Source organism: Roseateles sp. Mitsp63 (assembly GCF_059491535.1).
Genome location: NZ_CP168509.1, coordinates 4,335,250 through 4,350,850, shown reverse-complemented (window position 1 = coordinate 4,350,850; position 15,601 = coordinate 4,335,250). Strand labels below are relative to the sequence as shown.

Sequence of the window (15,601 nt, the reverse complement as noted above, 5' to 3'; positions counted from 1 at the left end):
CCGCTAGGTGACGAGCTGCGCCGCGCGCTCGAAGATCGAGACGCAGTAGTCCATCAGCAGGCCCACCATCCAGCGGCCCGCCAGGCCCAGCACCAGCAGCGTCACCAGCAGCCGCGGCAGGAAGGCCAGCGTCTGCTCGTTGATCTGCGTCGCGGCCTGGAACAGCGCCACCAGCACGCCCACCACCAGCCCCGGCAGGATCAGCACCAGCACCAGCAGCATGGTCAGGTGCAGGCTCTCGCCGATCAGGTCGGAGGCGATCTCCGGCGTCATCCCGCCACCCCGCGCACGCTCGACACCAGCGTGTTGACCGTCAGCGTCCAGCCGTCCACCAGCACGAACAGCAGCAGCTTCAGCGGCAGCGAGATCACCAGCGGCGACAGCATCATCATCCCCATCGCCATCAGCACCGACGACACCACCAGATCGATCACCAGGAAGGGGATGAACAGCATGCAGCCGATCTGGAACGCGGTCTTGAGCTCCGACAGCGTGAACGCCGCCAGCTTCACCGGGAAGCTGTGGTCCTCGGGCCTGGCGACGTTGGTCTCGCCGGAGAGCTGCGCGATCTGGGCCAGCGCGCTCTTGCTGGTCTGCGCCAGCATGAAGCGCGAGATCGGCTTCTCCGCCACCGCCAGCGCCTGCATCAACGTCAGCTTGTCGTTGTCATAGGGCAGCATCGCCTGCTCGTAGATCTGCAGGCCGATCGGGCGCATGACGAGAATCGTCAGGATCAGCGCGATGCCCGTGACCAGCCGGTTGGGCAGGCCCTGCTGCAGGCCCAGCGCCTGGCGCAGCAGCGACAGCACGATCACGAAGCGCGTGAAGCTCGTCATCATCAGCGCCAGCACGGGCAGCAGCCCGAGCAGCGTCATGATCACCAGGACCTGCGTCTTGAGCGTGAAGTCGCCGCCGCCGGCGCCCGCGCCGGCGATGCGGATCGCCGCCATCGCCGGGTCGGCCGCGATCGCGCCGAGCGCCAGCAGCCCGCCCAGCGCGGCGAGCCGGCGGCCGATCGCGGGAAGCGGCCTCATGCGCCCAGCCGGTCCAGATCGAGGCCGTCGATGTCCAGCACGCGCAGCGCGTGGCTGTCGCCGCTGACCACGACCTCGGCATGGCCGATCGGCGTGCCGTTGACCTTGATCACCAGCGGCGCGCCGGCCAGCGTGTCGAGCTCGACCACGCTGTCGGCCCGCAGCTGCGCCAGGTCGTGCAGCGACAGGCGCGCCTGGCCGACCTCCAGCGTCAGCGTCACCGGGATCTTGCGCATCAGCGCGGGCAGATCACGGCCGGCCGGCCTGGCCTCGGCCACCGGCGCGTCCTGCACCGGTTCGTCGAGCAGGCCCGCGATCAGATCGGTATCGCTCATCATCAATCACTCCAGGTCTTGGAAAGAGGTCAGGCACAGCTTGCCCTGGTGCTCGGCGACGGCCGCGCTCATCAGCGCGGAGCCCTCGACCAGCACCGTCGCATCGGCGAGCCGGATCGGAATCAGCGCGCCCGGGCGCAGGTCCAGCACGGTGCCCAGATCCAGTTCGCGCTCGAGCAGGCGCGCCTGCAGGGTCAGGGACAGGCGCCGGTCCAGCGGCGCCTGCGGCGCGGCGGGCCGCGCCGGCCGCTGCCGCGCCGAGAGATGGCGCAGCAGCGGCGTCAGGTAGGCGCCGGCCAGCGCCAACGAGAGCGTCGACGACTGCTCGCCATCGCGCATCGTGGCGATCAACTCCCAGGCATCGGGGCCGAAGGCGGGCAGCGCGCCGCCTTGCATCGGCAGCGCGTCGTCCGCCGGGGCCGGGTCTTGCGCATCGTCGCTCCCGGCGCTCGCGGCCTGCGCCAGCCCGTGCACGCACTGGCGCGCGAACTGGCCGGCCAGCAGATGCAGCAGGCGGTCCTCGGTGGCGGTGGGCGGCGTGCCGGCGGTGGCCACGGCGGTGTCGGGACCCAGGCCCAGCCGGCGCGCCATCAGCGCCAGCACCAGCGGCCGGTCGATGCGGCAGGCCAGCGGACCCGACGGCCCGCTGGCGCGCAGCCAGCGCGCCTGGCCTTCGTCCGCTTCGTCCGCGCCGCGCGGCGCGGCCGCCAGCGGTCGCAGCATCAGCGCGTGCAGCTCATGGCGGCTGTGATAACGCCGGTTCCACGGCTGCACGAGCGTGCGCTGCAGCACCTCGCGCAGGCGCTGCGCCACCTGCGGCAGCAAGTGCACCGGACGGCCCAGGCTGCGCGGATCGAGCGCGGCGGGCCGGGGCGGCGGGGTGGGCGAGGGCTGGTTCATCCGTGGTTCCAGGGAGGGAGGGGCGGCGCTTTAACCAAACTGTCATCCGGTCGCGCGCCATAACCATCGAATTCTAGGAATCGATGGAGATTTAGGCCAGCATCGAAATGGCAGGCTTCGATTCATCGGGGAATAAATCACAAATGGCGGATCGCGAATCGCACACGCCGCTGAAGCGGAATTTAAGCGCCGAGACGCGCCAGTCGTTAATACCCCTGCGCGGTTGCCGGTGGATGATTTTTCATATTTATCATTCACGCCGCACAGCGCCGCGAAAATGCCCCAATGTGCGCGATCAGCGGATCAATGTTGGGGCGGCAGAGTCCGCACTCGTGAAATCCGTCACGGGTGCGGACGCTGTTTTGGTGCGGTGCAAAAAGGGTTCTTGTTGCGGACGCACACATTGACTACAGTCCGGACACATCAGGGCACACCCGAGCGAAAGCCGGGGTCGCAAAGCCTCCGGTCTACCGCCGGGCGCCAGACTGGAAACCTCCAGTCCAGGCGCCGGGTCACGATAGCGGGGTTGCCAGACCTGAGTCTGTGGGCCGCGTGACGCGCGGTCCAAGGCGCTCGCCTGCCAGGCCCCACCCGGGCTTGTTGTGACCCTGCCTGCCCCTCGCCGAGGTGCGCCCGTTCTTGCAGAGAGAGAAGGACGGACATGGTCATTCATCGACAGCTTTTCATCCCCTGACCCGGCCCGCGACGGCGCTTCGGACATCGTCCGCCAGCACCGCCGAGCCCGCGCGGCCGCGCAGCCGCAACGCGGGTTCCGGATTCCCCTGGAAACTCACCGATTCAATATCGCAGCCAATCCGGCGCGAGGGAGATTCTCGGTCCGTCATTCACTCGATGAAACTGTCTGTAAATATGCAGGAAATGTTGCGGCGGATATGCGACCGATCCATTGGTCGAAAAGAAGAATCGCGACATTGCTGTCCGCTGAAGATCTCCGAAGCCGGAGATTGAGGAATTCGCTTCCGGATCCACGTCATTCAAAAGAAGGAATGGCCGGATAAGGTCAAGTCATGGTTGCTGGATTCACCGGGCGCATGCGCACGGTGGGCCAGATATTGCTCGGAGCATAGGTATGTCGGCGACGATGCTGGAGTCCGCCATCGGCCAATCGGCGATGGACGCGCTGCTGAAACAGGATGCCGTGCGGCTGCAACGGGACGCGCAAGCGCTTTCCCAGGGCGTGGGCGATAACCTGTCTGGTCTGGGTTTCGAGCAGATGCTGCGGCGCGTCGACGACCGCGACCAGGCCGCCGCCGCCCGCATGGAGGCGGTCGAGCGCGGCGAGAGCGACGACCTTGTCGGCGCGATGCTCGCCAGCCAGGAAGCCAGCCTGTCGTTCTCGATGCTGATGCAGGTCCGGAACAAGGTGGTCGGCGCCGTGGACGAGCTGATCAAGATGCAGCTCTGAGGCCCGCGGGACGCGCACGATGAACGACCTGCAGACACTCCCCGGCCCCGACGGCGCCGCGCCCGCCTGGCGCCGCCGGCTCGGCGGCATGCTGGGCAGCCTCGGCCAGGCCGCGCCCGCGGCCGGCGCCGGCCTGCGCGGCGCCGCGCCGCTGCTGATCCTGGCCGCCGTCGTCACCGCGCTGGTGCTGGCGCTGCTGTGGCGCGACCAGGCCGGCTACAAGCCGGTCTTCGGCCAGCGCGAGCATGTGCCGACCGCCGACGTGCTGTCGGTGCTGGACGCCGAGCGCATCGCCTACCGCCTGCATCCCGAGAGCGGCCAGGTGCTGGTGTCCGGGTCCGACCTGGGCCGCGCCCGCATGCTGCTCGCGGCCAAGGGCGTCGTGGCCAAGCTGCCGGCCGGCCTGGAACTGATGGACCAGAACGACCCGCTGGGCGTCAGCCAGTTCGTGCAGGACATCCGCTTCCGCCGCGGCCTGGAGGGCGAGCTGGCGCAGAGCATGATGGCGCTCGACGCGGTCGAGGCCGCGCGTGTGCACCTGTCCATCGCCAAGAGCAGCTCGTTCGTGCTGAACGACGGGCAGAAGAGCTCGGCCTCCGTGGTGCTGACGCTCAAGCCGGGCCGCGCGCTCAACCATGAGCAGATCGCCGCGGCCATCAACCTGGTGGCCGGCTCGGTGGCCAACCTCGATCCGTCGCGGGTCAGCCTGGTCGACCAGCAGGGCAGCCTGCTGTCGGCGCGCGTCGACCTCAGCGAGGGCTTCGACGGCGGCGCGCAGGGCAACGAGGCGCAGCGCCGCATCCAGGACGAGGTGCGCCGCAACGTGCACGAGCTGCTGGCGCCGGTGCTCGGCGAACAGAACTACCGCCTGAGCGTCACCGCCGACGTCAACAACGACCGCGTGCAGGAGACCCGCGAGCAGTACGGCGATGCGCCCAAGCTGACCAACGAGGCGATGCGCGAGGAGCAGGACCGCGAGCGCATCGCGCTGGGCGTGCCGGGCTCGCTGAGCAACCGCCCGCCGGCCGCGCTGGCCGCCGCGGCCGCCTCCGCCGCGCAGGGCGAGGATCCCGGCGCGCCGGCCGCCAACGCGGGCAGCAACACCGCGCGCAAGAACGCGTCGACGCGTCAGTACGCCTACGACCGCGCGATCACGCAGGTGAAGAAGAGCCGCGGCCGTCTGGAGCGCCTGAGCGTCGCGGTGCTGCTCAACACCGCGGCCGCGCCGGGCGGCGCCAAGGACTGGACGCCGGCCGACATCGCCAAGGTCGAGCGCCTGCTGGGCGGCGGCCTGGGCATCGACACGCAGCGCGGCGACAAGCTGAGCGTCTCCACGCTGGCCTTCCCGGCGCCGCCGGTGGCCGAGCCCTGGTACCAGCAGCGCGACACCGTCACGCAGCTGGGCGGCTGGGGCATCTACGCGCTGGCCGCGCTGCTGGGCTACCTGCTGCTGGCGCGTCCGCTGCTGCGCATGGGCCAGCACGCGCTGGGCATGGGCGGCGGACGCAAGGCCAAGGAGGCCCGCGCCGATCGGCGCCAGGGCCAGCGCGCCGAGGGCCGCGAGGGTCCGGGCCTCACGCCGCTGGAACCGTTGCCCGGCGCGGCGTCCATCGCGGCGTCCATCGCGGCGCCGGCCGGCGAGGGCGCGCCGGCGCTCGGCGGCCCGGCGGGCGCCGCGCTGGCGGGCCTGGCCGCGCCGCAGTCCGGCTCCGCCGTGACGCCGCTGCTGGAGAACTACGAGCTGCCGCCGCCGGGATCGCCGGTGGACGTGCTGGTGGACCACCTGAAGGTGCTCGCGGCCAAGGAGCCGGAGCGGGTGGCGGAAGTCGTCAAGCAATGGGTGCAGAAGAAAAATGGCCGAAGCGAGTGAGTTCATTCCGCCCGGCAGCGCCGCGTCGCTGAGCCCGGTCGAGCGTGCCGCCATCGTGCTGCTGAGCATGGGCGAGGAGCCCGCCGCGGCGGTGTTGCGCTGCCTGTCGCGCGAGGAGCTGCTGGACGTCACGCAGGTGATGTCGCGCCTGTCGGGCATCAAGGTCGACTGGGTGCGCACCTCGCTGCAATCCTTCTTCGACGACTACCGCGAGCAGAGCGGCGTGCACGGCGCGTCGCGCGGCTACCTGAAGCGCTCGCTGGACCTGGCCCTGGGCGGCCAGATCGCGTCGAGCGTGCTCAACAGCATCTACGGCGACGCCATCCGTCCCAAGATGCAGCGCCTGCAATGGGCCTCGCCGAAGTGGCTGGCCGAGCAGATCAGCCATGAGCACCAGCGCATGCAGGCCGTGTTCCTGGCCTTCCTGCCCAGCGCGCTGGCCGGCGACGTCGTCGCCGCGCTGCCCGAGGGGCCGGCCGGCGGCCGCGACCGCGTGCTGCTGCAGATGGCGCGCCTGTCCGAGGTCGACGCCGAGCTGCTGTCCGAGCTCGAGGAACTGGTCGAGCGCTGCCTGGCCGGGCTCGGCCAGCAGGGCGCGACCGTCGAGGGCGTCAAGCAGGTCGCCGAGATCCTGAACCGCATGCCCGGCCAGCGCCAGCAGATGGTGGAGCTGCTGCGCGCGCACGACCCGCAGGTCGTCGGCGAGATCGAGACCTCGATGTACGAGTTCTTCATGCTGTCGCGCCAGAGCGAGGCGACGCTCACCCGCCTGATCGAGGAAGTGCCGCTGGAGCTGTGGGCGGTCGCGCTCAAGGGCGCCGAGCCGCCGGTGCGCGACGCGCTGCTGGCCGCGATGCCGCGGCGCCAGGCGCAGAGCTTCGAGGACCTGATGCGCCGCGGCGGCCCGATGCCGATGAGCCGCGTCGAGCAGGCGCGCGCCGAGATCATGGCGCAGGTCAAGGCGCTGGTGGACGCGGGCGAGATCCAGGTCCAGCTGTTCGCCGAGGACGTCGTCGAATGAAGACGCCGCGCCCGCACCGCTTCCCGCCGCTGGCGCATTTCAGCCAGGGCGCGGTCCCGCTCGCCGGGCAGACCGGCGCGCAGCTGCAGGCCAGCCTCGCGCAGGGCTTCCAGGAGGGGCTGGCCAAGGGCTATGAAGAGGGCTACGCGAGCGGCCTGCAGACCGGCCAGGACGAGGCGCGCGCCGCCGCGCAGGCGGCCGGCCATGCCGACGGCCTGGCCGAGGCGCGCCGCGACGCGGCCGCCCGGCTGGCCGGGCCGCTCGAAGCCGCGGGCGCGCTGCAGGAGCACCTGCGCCGGCTGCAGCACGACTACCAGGCGGCGATGCGCCGCGAGGTCGTGGAGCTGGTCGAGCGCGTCGCGCGCCAGGTCATCCGCGCCGAGCTGACGCTGCGTCCGGCGCAACTGCTCGCGCTGGTCGACGAGACGCTGGCGTCGATGCCGCCGGCGCGCGATGGCGTCGAGGTCTTCCTCCATCCGGACGATCGCCAGCGCCTGATGGAGCTGGTGCCGGACCGCCTGCGCGGCTGGACGATCCATGCCGACGCCGCGCTGGACGCGGGCGAATGCCGCGTCATCGCCGGCGGCCGCGAGGCCGATGCGGGCTGCCGGCAGCGGCTCTCGGCGGTCATGACGCAGGTGCGCGGGCAGCTCGTCGAAGAAGGCGTGCCCGCGGCCGGCCATGAGGCTGCCGAGACGTCCGCCGTGGTGGAGGGCGCGCCGCTCGCCACGGCCGCCGCGGCAGGCGGGGAGGCCGCGCCATGATCAGCAACGCGCTGCGCCGCGTCGAACTGGGCGACGTGCCGGTGGCCACGCCCACCGGCCGCCTGGTCGGCGCCTCGGGCCTGCTGCTCGAGGCGGCCGGCTGCACGCTGCGCACCGGCCAGCGCTGCCTGATCGAGCAGCGCGCCGACGGTGCGGGCGAGGCGTGCGCGGACGGCTGGCTCGCCGCGCAGGTGGTCGGCTTCCGCGACCAGACCGCCTACCTGATGCCGTTCAAGAAACCCGACGGCCTGGCCGCCGGCGCCCGCGTGCTGCCGGCGCCGGAGGGTGCCTCGCTGATGATCGGCCCGCAGTGGCTGGGCCGCATCGTCAACGGCCTGGGCGAGCCCCTGGACGGCCGCGGCCGCCTCGGCGGCGACCAGCCGCTGCAGAGGGTGCCGCCCAAGGTCAACCCGCTGCGCAAGCGGCCGGTGTCCGAGCCGCTGGACGTCGGCGTGCGCGCGATCAACGGCCTGCTGACGCTGGGCCGCGGCCAGCGCGTGGGCCTGATGGCCGGCTCGGGCGTCGGCAAGAGCGTGCTGCTCGGCCTGATCACCCGCAACACGGTCGCGGATGTCGTCGTCGTCGGCCTGATCGGCGAGCGCGGCCGCGAGGTGCGCGAATTCATCGACCTGTCGCTCGGCGTCGACGGCCTGGCCCGCGCGGTGGTGGTGGTCGCGCCGGCGGACGAGTCGCCGCTGATGCGCCTGCGCGCCACCGAGCTGTGCCACAGCATCGCCGCCCACTACCGCGACCAGGGCCGGCATGTGCTGCTGCTGGTCGACTCGCTGACGCGCTACGCGATGGCGCGGCGCGAGGTCGCGCTGGCGCTGGGCGAGCCGCCGGCCACGCGCGGCTATCCGCCGTCGGTCTTCAGCCTGCTGCCGGAACTGGTCGAGAGCGCCGGCAACGGCGAGGGCGAGGGCAGCATGAGCGCCATCTACACCGTCCTGGCCGAGGGCGACGACCAGCAGGATCCCGTGGTCGACACCGCCCGCGCCATCCTCGACGGCCACATCGTGCTGTCGCGCGCGCTGGCCGAGCGCGGCCATTACCCGGCCATCGACGTGGCCCAGTCGATCAGCCGCTGCATGGCGCTGGTCGCCGACCGCGGCCAGCAGCAGGCGGCGCGCGAGCTCAAGCAGCTGATGAGCCGCTTCGAGCAGGTCCGCGAGCTGATGCCGCTGGGCGCCTACGTGCCGGGCGCCGATCCGGCCACCGACCGCGCCGTCGCGCTGTGGCCGCGCATCGAGGCCTTCCTGCACCAGGGCACCCACGAGGGCGCGCCGCTGGCCCAGACCCAGGCCCGCCTGGCGGAGCTGCTGCGATGAGCTCGTCCAGCGAATCGATGCGCCGCCAGCTCGGCACGCTGGCCGGGCTGCAGCAGCTGCGCCTGGACCGGCAGCAGGCCAGGCTGGCCGCGCAGCAGCAGCTGTGCCAGCGCGTGCAGGGCACGGTCGAACGGCTGGAGGCGCTGGGCGCGCAGGCCACGCTGAGCGGCGTCGCGCTGCCCGGCCTGATGCAGAACTGCGCCGCCTACAAGCAGGCGATGCTGAGCTGGGCCGACCGCCAGCGCGAGGAGCTGGCGCGCCGCGAGGCCGAGCTGACCCAGGTCCGCGCCGAGACGCTGGCCGCCGCGCGCCAGCAGGAGACGCTGCGCCTGCTGCTTGAGCGCGCCGACGCCCGCGTCCGCGCCGAGCAGGCCCGCTGCGAGCAGAAGGCGCAGGACGAGATCGCCGCGCTTAAGTCCGCGGCCGAACCGGTCGCCTTCCACCGGGGAAGTCTCAACCCCGTCCCCTGTGGAGGAGCCCGCCATGGCGACTAGTTTCGATCCGACCTCGACGGCCACCCAGTTGGCCACCGCGTATGTCCAGCCGACGCAGAAGCTGCTCGACGCCCAGACCAAGGCGGCCCAGACGGCCTCCACCGGCCTGACCCGGTTGCAGGGCGCGCTCAGCGCGTTCAAGACGGCGCTGGCCGGCCTGTCGTCCAAGCCCGGCCAGACGGTCACGCAGTACAGCGCCACGCCCAGCGACGCGTCGGTGATGACGGCCACCGCCGCGTCCGGCGCGCAGCCCGCCAGCACGCCGCTGTTCGTCGAGCAGCTCGCGACGACGAACCAGATCGCCTTCCAGGACCTGCCGGCGGTGCCGGCGGGCCCGGGCAGCATGTCGGTGCAGCTGGCCAACGGCAGCAGCTTCAACGTCGACCTGGCCAGCGCCGACGCTGATGGCAACGGCACGCTCAGCCAAGCCGAGATCGCCCGCGCGATCAACACCTCCGCGAGCGGCAACGCCACCGCGATGGTCGTGACCGTGGGCGGCGCCACGCAGCTGATGCTGACCTCCGGCGTCAGCGGCGCGGGCGGCAAGCTGACGATCGACACCTCGGGGCTGTCGGGCCCGCTCAAGACGGCGCTCGATGACACCACCAAGCGCAAGGAACTGGTTGGCGCGCAGGACGCCGTGGTCTGGCTGGGCGCGCAAGGCAGCGGCGTGCGCCTGCAGCAGGCCAGCAACACCGTCACCGCGATCCAGGGCGTGACCATCACGCTGAAGAAGGCGCAGGCCGCCACCGACGCGCCGGTGACCCTGGCGGTCGCGCGCGACGACAGCGCCACCAGCGCCAAGCTGCAGGGCTTCGTCGATGCCTACAACACGCTGGAGAAGGCGCTCGACGACCTGACCGTCATCGGCAAGGACGGCGCCGCGAGCGGCGCCTTCGCCAGCGATGCCGGCGTGCGCGCGCTGCGCGACCGCATCGGCAGCCTGATGCGCGCCGATTACGCCGGCGCCAGCCTGCGCGCGCTGGGCGTGTCCATCGCGCGCGACGGCAGCGTCTCGCTGGACAGCGCCAAGCTGGGCAAGGCGCTGGCCGCCACGCCGGACGCGCTCGACAAGGTGCTGGGCTCGACCGCGCTGTCCAGCCCGTCGGGGCTGCTCGGCGCCATGGACAAGCTCGCCGACACCTGGACCAACAGCGCCAGCGGCCAGATCAAGCAGCGCCAGACCTCGGTGCAGGCGCAGCAGAAGAGCATCAGCGACCGCCAGACCCGTCTGGACCAGCAATACAACCAGGCGTACAGCCGCTACCTCCAACAGTTCACGCAGCTGCAGAACCTGCAGTCGCAGCTGGCGGGCACGGGCAGCATGTTCGACGCCGTCTCGGCCTGAGCACGCGCGCCGGAAAGACGCATGACCACACCATGAGCCACGACGCCTACCAGAGCTACCAGACCGTCCACCTGCATGCGCAGACCGCGCAGGCCTCGCCGCTCCAGCTGGTGCTGGTGCTGATGGACGGCCTGCTCGACGAGCTCGCGCGCGCCCGCGCCCACATCGAGGCGCGGCGCTTCGAGCTCAAGGCGGCCAGCCTGGACAAGTGCGTCGCGATCATCAACGGGCTGTCCAGCGCGCTGGACCTGGACGCGGGCGGCGAGGTGGTGGCCAGCCTGGCGCGGCTCTACGACTACTGCGCCGAGCGGCTGTACCGCGCCGGCGTGGACCTGGACGTGGCGCTGGTGGACGAGGTGCGCGGCCTGCTGACGCAGATCCGCGGCGGCTGGCAGGGCGTGCACGCCCGTCACGGCTGAGGCGGCGATGACGATGAACACCCCGCTGCGTCCCGTCCCCATCACCACGCGCCTGCAGATGCTGGGCGAGCGCCTGCGCGACGCCTGCGCGGCGCGCAACTGGACCGCGCTGGCCCGCACCGACGCCGAGCTGGCGCAGTTGCTGGGCGGCCTGGATGCCGGCGCGCTGAGCCCCGGCGAGCGCGGCGCGCTGCGGCAGCTGCGGCGCCTGCATCAGCAGGTCAGCGCGGAATGCCAGCGCGAGCTCGAGCGCGTCGGCCAGACGCTGCAGCAGATGCGCCAGCAGCGCCAGGGCTGGTCCGCCTACGCGGAAGCGGCGGACTGGGGTGTGGAGGCGCAGGCATGACGATGACGATGAATCCGCTGGCCGCGACGGCCTCGATGAACACGGCGGGCGCCGTGCCGGCGGCTGGCGATGCGGTCAACGACGCCGCGCCGGCGCGCCCCTTCGCGCCACTGCTGAAGGCGACCGATGAGGCGCGCGCGATGCCGGCGGCCGCGGCGGGGACTGCCGACGACGCCGAGGCCGCCGAGGATGAGGCCCCGGTGGATGTGCTCGACCGCGCGCTGATGCAGGCGCTCGACGAGATGCTGAATCGCGCGCCGGCGGTGAAAGCCGACGCCGGCGCCGCGCCGGCCGATGACAAGGCGTCGCCGGAGACGCCCGGCGCGCCCGCGCAAGCCGTGCCGACGCTGGCGATGCTGATGCCCACGCTGATCCCGGCCGTGATGCCGCCGGCGCCAGCGGTCCGTGATGCCTTGGTGCAGGCCACGGCGGCGGAGATCCCGGATACGGCCGCGGCGCAGTCGCCGCCGTCGTCCATCCCGGCGCTGACGGGCGCGTTGACAGCGGATCCCGCGCGCGTGCTGGCCTTGCAGGCCGCCGACGCGGTGCCCGCCGCCGTCGATGCGCCGGCCTGGCAAGGCCTGCAGCGCTGGAGCGCCGACCTGATGAGCGCGATGACCCCGGCCGCGAACGCCGCGCCGCAGGGCGACGCTGGCACGGCGGCGCCGGCGCTGACGCTCCCCGCGTCGCGCGAGGCCTGGTCGCAGCCCTTGATGCAGGCGCTGGGCGACCGTCTCCAGCTGCAGATCGCGCAGCGGACCGACAGCGCGCGGCTGCATCTGGAGCCGCCGCAGCTGGGCCGCATCGAGATCGACATCCGCCAGCAGGGCGGGGCGCTGCAGGTGCAGCTGTCCGCCAGCCATGACGAGGTGCGGCAGCAGCTGCGCCAGATCGCCGAGCCGCTGCGCAACGAACTGGTGCAGCGCCATGCCGGTGAGGTCTCGGTGCAGGTCGCGACCGCCACGCAGGCGGCCGGCGACGGCCGCGGCCGCGATGGCGCGGCCTCGGGCGGCCAGGCTCATTCCCACGGCCAGCCGCGCGACGCGCAGCGTCAGCCGGGCCGCGCGCTCGGTGACGAGGACGGCGCGGCCCCTGGCGGCTTCGCCTTCGCCGATGCCTTCGAGGCGCAGACCGGCACCCTGACAAGGAACACGCGATGAAGAGCAGGATCAAGCTGATCGGTCTGATCGCCGCGGTCGCGCTGCTGGCGGCCGGCGCCGCGGTGTGGTGGATGCGCGCCGGGGCCGCCAAGCCCGGCGCCGAGGCCGCGCATGCCAAGGCCGAGGAGGAGGCCAGGCCCGCGCCCGACTACAAGTACGTGACGCTGGACAAGGTGCTGGTGATGCTGCGCGGCCCCAATGGCGCGGCGGTGTCGCACTACATGGCCGTCGACATCGTCTTCAAGACGCTGCCCGAGCAGGAGAAGCGCACCAAGGACCATCTGCCGCTGCTGCGCACCGTCGCGGTCAAGGCGCTGTCGGCACACACCGTCGAGAGCGCCCAGGCGATGAGCGTCGAGCAGTTCGCGCAGCTGCTCAACAAGGCCTATGCCGACAGCTACGCGGCGGACCGGCGCGAGGCGCCGTTCGCCGAGGCGCTGATCGGCAAGCTGATCATCGAATGACGGCCTGAGGACGGAGCAGCACCGTGCAACACGCCTACGCCGAATGGGGCGCCGTCGCGACGGCGGGCCTGGGTGCCGACCTCGAGCAGCGCGCGCTGCGCGAGTACGCGCCGCTGGTCAAGCGCGTGGTGCGGCAGCTCTCGGCCCAGGCCAGCGCGGTGATGGACCGTGAGGACATGGAGCAGATCGGCCTGATGGGCCTGCTGGAGGCGCTGCGCCGCTACGGCCTGCCGGACGGCGGCTTCGGCGCCTTCGCGGCGCTGCGCGTGCGCGGCGCCATCCTCGACGAGCTGCGCCGGCAGGACTGGCGCCCGCGCACCGTGCGCCAGGACAGCCACAAGACGCGCGACGCGCTGCGCGCGCTGACCCGGCAGCTGGGCCGCGAGCCGGCCGAGGCCGAGATCCTCGCGCATCTGAAGCTCACGCCGCGGCAGTACCAGGACTTCCTGCAGGCCGAGGTGGCCGAGGAACTGGCCAGCTTCGACGAGCTGGTCGAGGAACTGGCGCAGCTGCCCAGCGAGCACCGCAGCCCCGAGGCGCAGCTGATGGTCACGCGCTCGATCGCGCAGGCGCTGTCGGCGCTCAACGAGCGCGAGCAGAAGGTGATCCAGCTCTATTACGAATTCGACGCCAGCCTCAAGGAGATCGCCGCCGTGCTCGATCTCACCGAGGCGCGCGTGTCGCAGATCAACAAGGCCGCGCTCGGCAAGATGCGCGCCTTCCTGCAGCGGGCCTGAGCACCGGGAACGAGGGAAACGGAAATGCAAGCACTCGTCGGAATCCTCATCGTGCTGGGCTGCGTGTTCGGCGGCTTCATGCTGCATGGCGGCCAGTTCAAGGTCATCTGGCAGCCGGTGGAGCTGCTGATCATCGTCGGCGCGGCGCTGGGCGCGATCGTGCTGGGCAACCCGCGCCACGTGCTGTCGGAGATGCTGCTGCAGCTGCGCAGGCTGGTGCGCCGCAGCGACCAGGGCCAGGAGTTCCAGCGCCAGCTGCTGCTGCTGATGTACGAGCTGCTGCAGACGGCCGCCGGCGGCCTCAAGGCGCTGGACGCGCACGTCGAGGCGCCGCACGAGAGCGCGCTGTTCCAGCGCTATCCGCTGATCCTGAACCATCGCAAGCTGCTGCACTTCATCGTCGACAACTTCCGCCTGATGGCCATGGGCAAGATCAGCGCGCATGAGCTGGAGGGCGTGCTGGAGCAGGAGCTCGAGGCCATCCACGACGAGCTGATGCAGCCGTCCAAGTCGCTGCACAAGATCGCCGAGGCGATGCCGGGCTTCGGCATCCTGGCCGCGGTGCTGGGCATCGTGATGGCGATGAACCACGTCGCCGAGGGCGCCGGCACCGGCGAGATCGCGGTGATGGTCGCGGCCGCGATGGTGGGCACCTTCATCGGCATCTTCTTCTGCTACGGCGTGATGGACCCGCTGTCCAACATGATGAAGCAGTTGGTGCACGAGGAACTGGCTTCGCTGGAGTCGGTCAAGGTGGTGCTGGTGACCCATGTGTCGGGCAAGCCGCCGCTGTTGGCGATCGACGCCGGCCGCCGTCTGGTCCAGCTCAACATCAAGCCCAGCTTCGCGCAGCTGGAGGGCTGGATCGACGCGCTGAATGGCGGCGAGGACGCGGCCGCCACGCCGCGCCGCCGCGCCACCGACCGCGCGCCGGGCGAGGGAGAGCGCCGTGCAGCCTGAGGTCGTGCCGATCGCCGCCGCCGGCCGCGGCGGCCGCGACCACCACCAGACGGTGGTCAAGCGCGTGTCGCGCCGCGCCGAGGACGATGGCCACGGCGGCGCATGGAAGGTCGCGTTCGCCGACTTCTGCCTGGCGCTGCTGTGCCTGTTCCTGGTGCTGTGGCTGCTGGCCTCGCGCAACTCGGAGCGCATGCAGGTGGTGCTGCAGAACGCCGGCGCCAACCTGATCGAGGACGGGCAGGGGCTGACGAACTCGCTGGCGGCCGGCTCGCGCGGCAGCATGATCGAGCGCCATCCGGTGCCGGCCCGCAGCGAGGAGATGAACCCCGGCGATCCACAGCGCGGCTCGAACGACGCGCGCATGGGACGCCCGAGCCTGGACTCGCCGGAGCAGCTGCAGGCGCTGGCGCGCCGCATCGCCGGCCTGGCCGCGGAAGAGGGCCTGCAGGGCCATCTGCGCAGCGCGGTCACGCCGCAAGGGCTGCGGCTGCAGCTGCACGACACCGAGGCCAGCGGCATGTTCGAGCGCGGCAGCGCGCAGCCCGCCGCGCCGCTGCGCGCGCTGCTGCGCAAGCTGGGCCCGCTGCTGGCGGAAATCCGCAACCAGCTGCTGATCGTCGGCCACACCGATGCGACGCCGTATCAGGACAAGGGGCCGGGCGCGTTCACGAACTGGGCGCTCTCCAGCCACCGCGCGATGGCGGCCCGGCATGAGCTGCTGGCCGGCGGCATGCCGGAGTCCAGCGTGCTGCAGGTCACCGGCATGGCCGACGCGGCGCCGCTGGATCCGCTCGCGCCGGCGGCGGCGGTGAACCGCCGCATCGAGCTGATGCTGCTGACCAGCGCGCAGGCGCAGGCGATCGCCGCGATGTACGGACCGGCCGGGCTGAAGTCCCTCGACCCCGCCGAACAGCTGCGGGGCGCGCTGCCCGCGACGACCACGCCGCCCGCCGCGGCGGCCTCCCGCTGACGGAGGCCCCATGCGCACCAGATCC

The 15,601-nt window shown here is 72.0% G+C and carries 18 protein-coding genes and 1 riboswitch; of the genes, 14 read left to right on the top strand and 4 right to left on the bottom strand.

Translation table 11 applies throughout. From position 1 onward, the window contains the following. Window positions 1-3: 3 nt before the first annotated feature. From fliQ to ACEN96_RS18855, 4 genes are read right to left on the bottom strand one after another with little or no spacing between them, the layout of a single operon-like run. Window positions 4-273, bottom strand: a complete 270-nt coding sequence (fliQ, locus tag ACEN96_RS18870; RefSeq protein ID WP_495584606.1) for a flagellar biosynthesis protein FliQ — start codon at window positions 271-273, stop codon at window positions 4-6. Further along, entirely contained in the window at window positions 270-1,034 is a 765-nt protein-coding gene (locus ACEN96_RS18865; RefSeq protein ID WP_495584605.1) for a flagellar type III secretion system pore protein FliP, read from the bottom strand. Before ACEN96_RS18865 ends, fliQ begins: the two co-directional genes overlap by 4 nt. Further along, window positions 1,031-1,372, bottom strand: coding sequence for a FliM/FliN family flagellar motor switch protein (locus ACEN96_RS18860; RefSeq protein ID WP_495584604.1), 342 nt, complete (start codon window positions 1,370-1,372; stop codon window positions 1,031-1,033). Before ACEN96_RS18860 ends, ACEN96_RS18865 begins: the two co-directional genes overlap by 4 nt. A gap of 3 nt (window positions 1,373-1,375) precedes the next feature. Beyond that, on the bottom strand, window positions 1,376-2,269 hold the full coding sequence (locus ACEN96_RS18855; RefSeq protein WP_495584603.1) for a FliM/FliN family flagellar motor switch protein: 894 nt from the start codon (window positions 2,267-2,269) through the stop codon (window positions 1,376-1,378). 417 nt (window positions 2,270-2,686) lie between these two features. Then, a riboswitch (cyclic di-GMP riboswitch) is annotated at window positions 2,687-2,803 on the top strand. A gap of 556 nt (window positions 2,804-3,359) precedes the next feature. On the opposite strand from ACEN96_RS18855, the gene fliE reads away from it, so the two are divergent. The 14 genes from fliE (at window position 3,360) to ACEN96_RS18785 (ending at window position 15,576) form a co-directional block, all read left to right on the top strand. Further along, window positions 3,360-3,695, top strand: coding sequence for a flagellar hook-basal body complex protein FliE (gene fliE, locus ACEN96_RS18850; RefSeq protein ID WP_495584602.1), 336 nt, complete (start codon window positions 3,360-3,362; stop codon window positions 3,693-3,695). An 88-nt stretch (window positions 3,696-3,783) separates the two neighbouring features. After that, complete coding sequence (gene fliF, locus ACEN96_RS18845) at window positions 3,784-5,565, top strand: flagellar basal-body MS-ring/collar protein FliF (protein ID WP_495588644.1); 1,782 nt, start codon at window positions 3,784-3,786, stop codon at window positions 5,563-5,565. Continuing rightward, complete coding sequence (locus tag ACEN96_RS18840; RefSeq protein WP_495584601.1) at window positions 5,549-6,586, top strand: FliG C-terminal domain-containing protein; 1,038 nt, start codon at window positions 5,549-5,551, stop codon at window positions 6,584-6,586. Before fliF ends, ACEN96_RS18840 begins: the two co-directional genes overlap by 17 nt. Continuing rightward, a complete protein-coding gene (fliH, locus tag ACEN96_RS18835) occupies window positions 6,583-7,350 on the top strand; it encodes a flagellar assembly protein FliH (RefSeq protein WP_495584600.1) in 768 nt (255 codons plus the stop codon). Before ACEN96_RS18840 ends, fliH begins: the two co-directional genes overlap by 4 nt. After that, a complete protein-coding gene (gene fliI / locus ACEN96_RS18830) occupies window positions 7,347-8,678 on the top strand; it encodes a flagellar protein export ATPase FliI (RefSeq protein WP_495584599.1) in 1,332 nt (443 codons plus the stop codon). The genes fliH and fliI overlap by 4 nt, the downstream gene beginning before the upstream one ends. Further along, a complete protein-coding gene (locus ACEN96_RS18825; RefSeq protein ID WP_495584598.1) occupies window positions 8,675-9,172 on the top strand; it encodes a flagellar export protein FliJ in 498 nt (165 codons plus the stop codon). The genes fliI and ACEN96_RS18825 overlap by 4 nt, the downstream gene beginning before the upstream one ends. Beyond that, entirely contained in the window at window positions 9,162-10,520 is a 1,359-nt protein-coding gene (fliD, locus tag ACEN96_RS18820) for a flagellar filament capping protein FliD (protein WP_495584597.1), read from the top strand. The genes ACEN96_RS18825 and fliD overlap by 11 nt, the downstream gene beginning before the upstream one ends. 32 nt (window positions 10,521-10,552) lie before the next feature. Further along, window positions 10,553-10,939: a flagellar export chaperone FliS gene (gene fliS / locus ACEN96_RS18815; RefSeq protein ID WP_495584596.1), complete on the top strand. Its 387-nt coding sequence runs from the start codon at window positions 10,553-10,555 to the stop codon at window positions 10,937-10,939. 7 nt (window positions 10,940-10,946) lie between these two features. Further along, window positions 10,947-11,285, top strand: coding sequence for a flagellar protein FliT (fliT, locus tag ACEN96_RS18810; RefSeq protein ID WP_495584595.1), 339 nt, complete (start codon window positions 10,947-10,949; stop codon window positions 11,283-11,285). Continuing rightward, window positions 11,282-12,445 carry a flagellar hook-length control protein FliK gene (locus ACEN96_RS18805; protein ID WP_495584594.1) on the top strand — a complete coding sequence of 388 codons (1,164 nt, stop codon included), beginning with the start codon at window positions 11,282-11,284 and terminating at the stop codon, window positions 12,443-12,445. The genes fliT and ACEN96_RS18805 overlap by 4 nt, the downstream gene beginning before the upstream one ends. Further along, complete coding sequence (locus ACEN96_RS18800) at window positions 12,442-12,909, top strand: flagellar basal body-associated FliL family protein (protein WP_495584593.1); 468 nt, start codon at window positions 12,442-12,444, stop codon at window positions 12,907-12,909. The genes ACEN96_RS18805 and ACEN96_RS18800 overlap by 4 nt, the downstream gene beginning before the upstream one ends. A gap of 23 nt (window positions 12,910-12,932) precedes the next feature. Continuing rightward, on the top strand, window positions 12,933-13,646 hold the full coding sequence (locus ACEN96_RS18795) for a FliA/WhiG family RNA polymerase sigma factor (protein WP_495584592.1): 714 nt from the start codon (window positions 12,933-12,935) through the stop codon (window positions 13,644-13,646). Window positions 13,647-13,670: 24 nt separating this feature from the next. Beyond that, a complete protein-coding gene (gene motA, locus ACEN96_RS18790; protein ID WP_495584591.1) occupies window positions 13,671-14,606 on the top strand; it encodes a flagellar motor stator protein MotA in 936 nt (311 codons plus the stop codon). Next, window positions 14,596-15,576: a flagellar motor protein MotB gene (locus ACEN96_RS18785; protein WP_495584590.1), complete on the top strand. Its 981-nt coding sequence runs from the start codon at window positions 14,596-14,598 to the stop codon at window positions 15,574-15,576. The genes motA and ACEN96_RS18785 overlap by 11 nt, the downstream gene beginning before the upstream one ends. The last annotated feature ends 25 nt before the right edge of the window (window positions 15,577-15,601 follow it).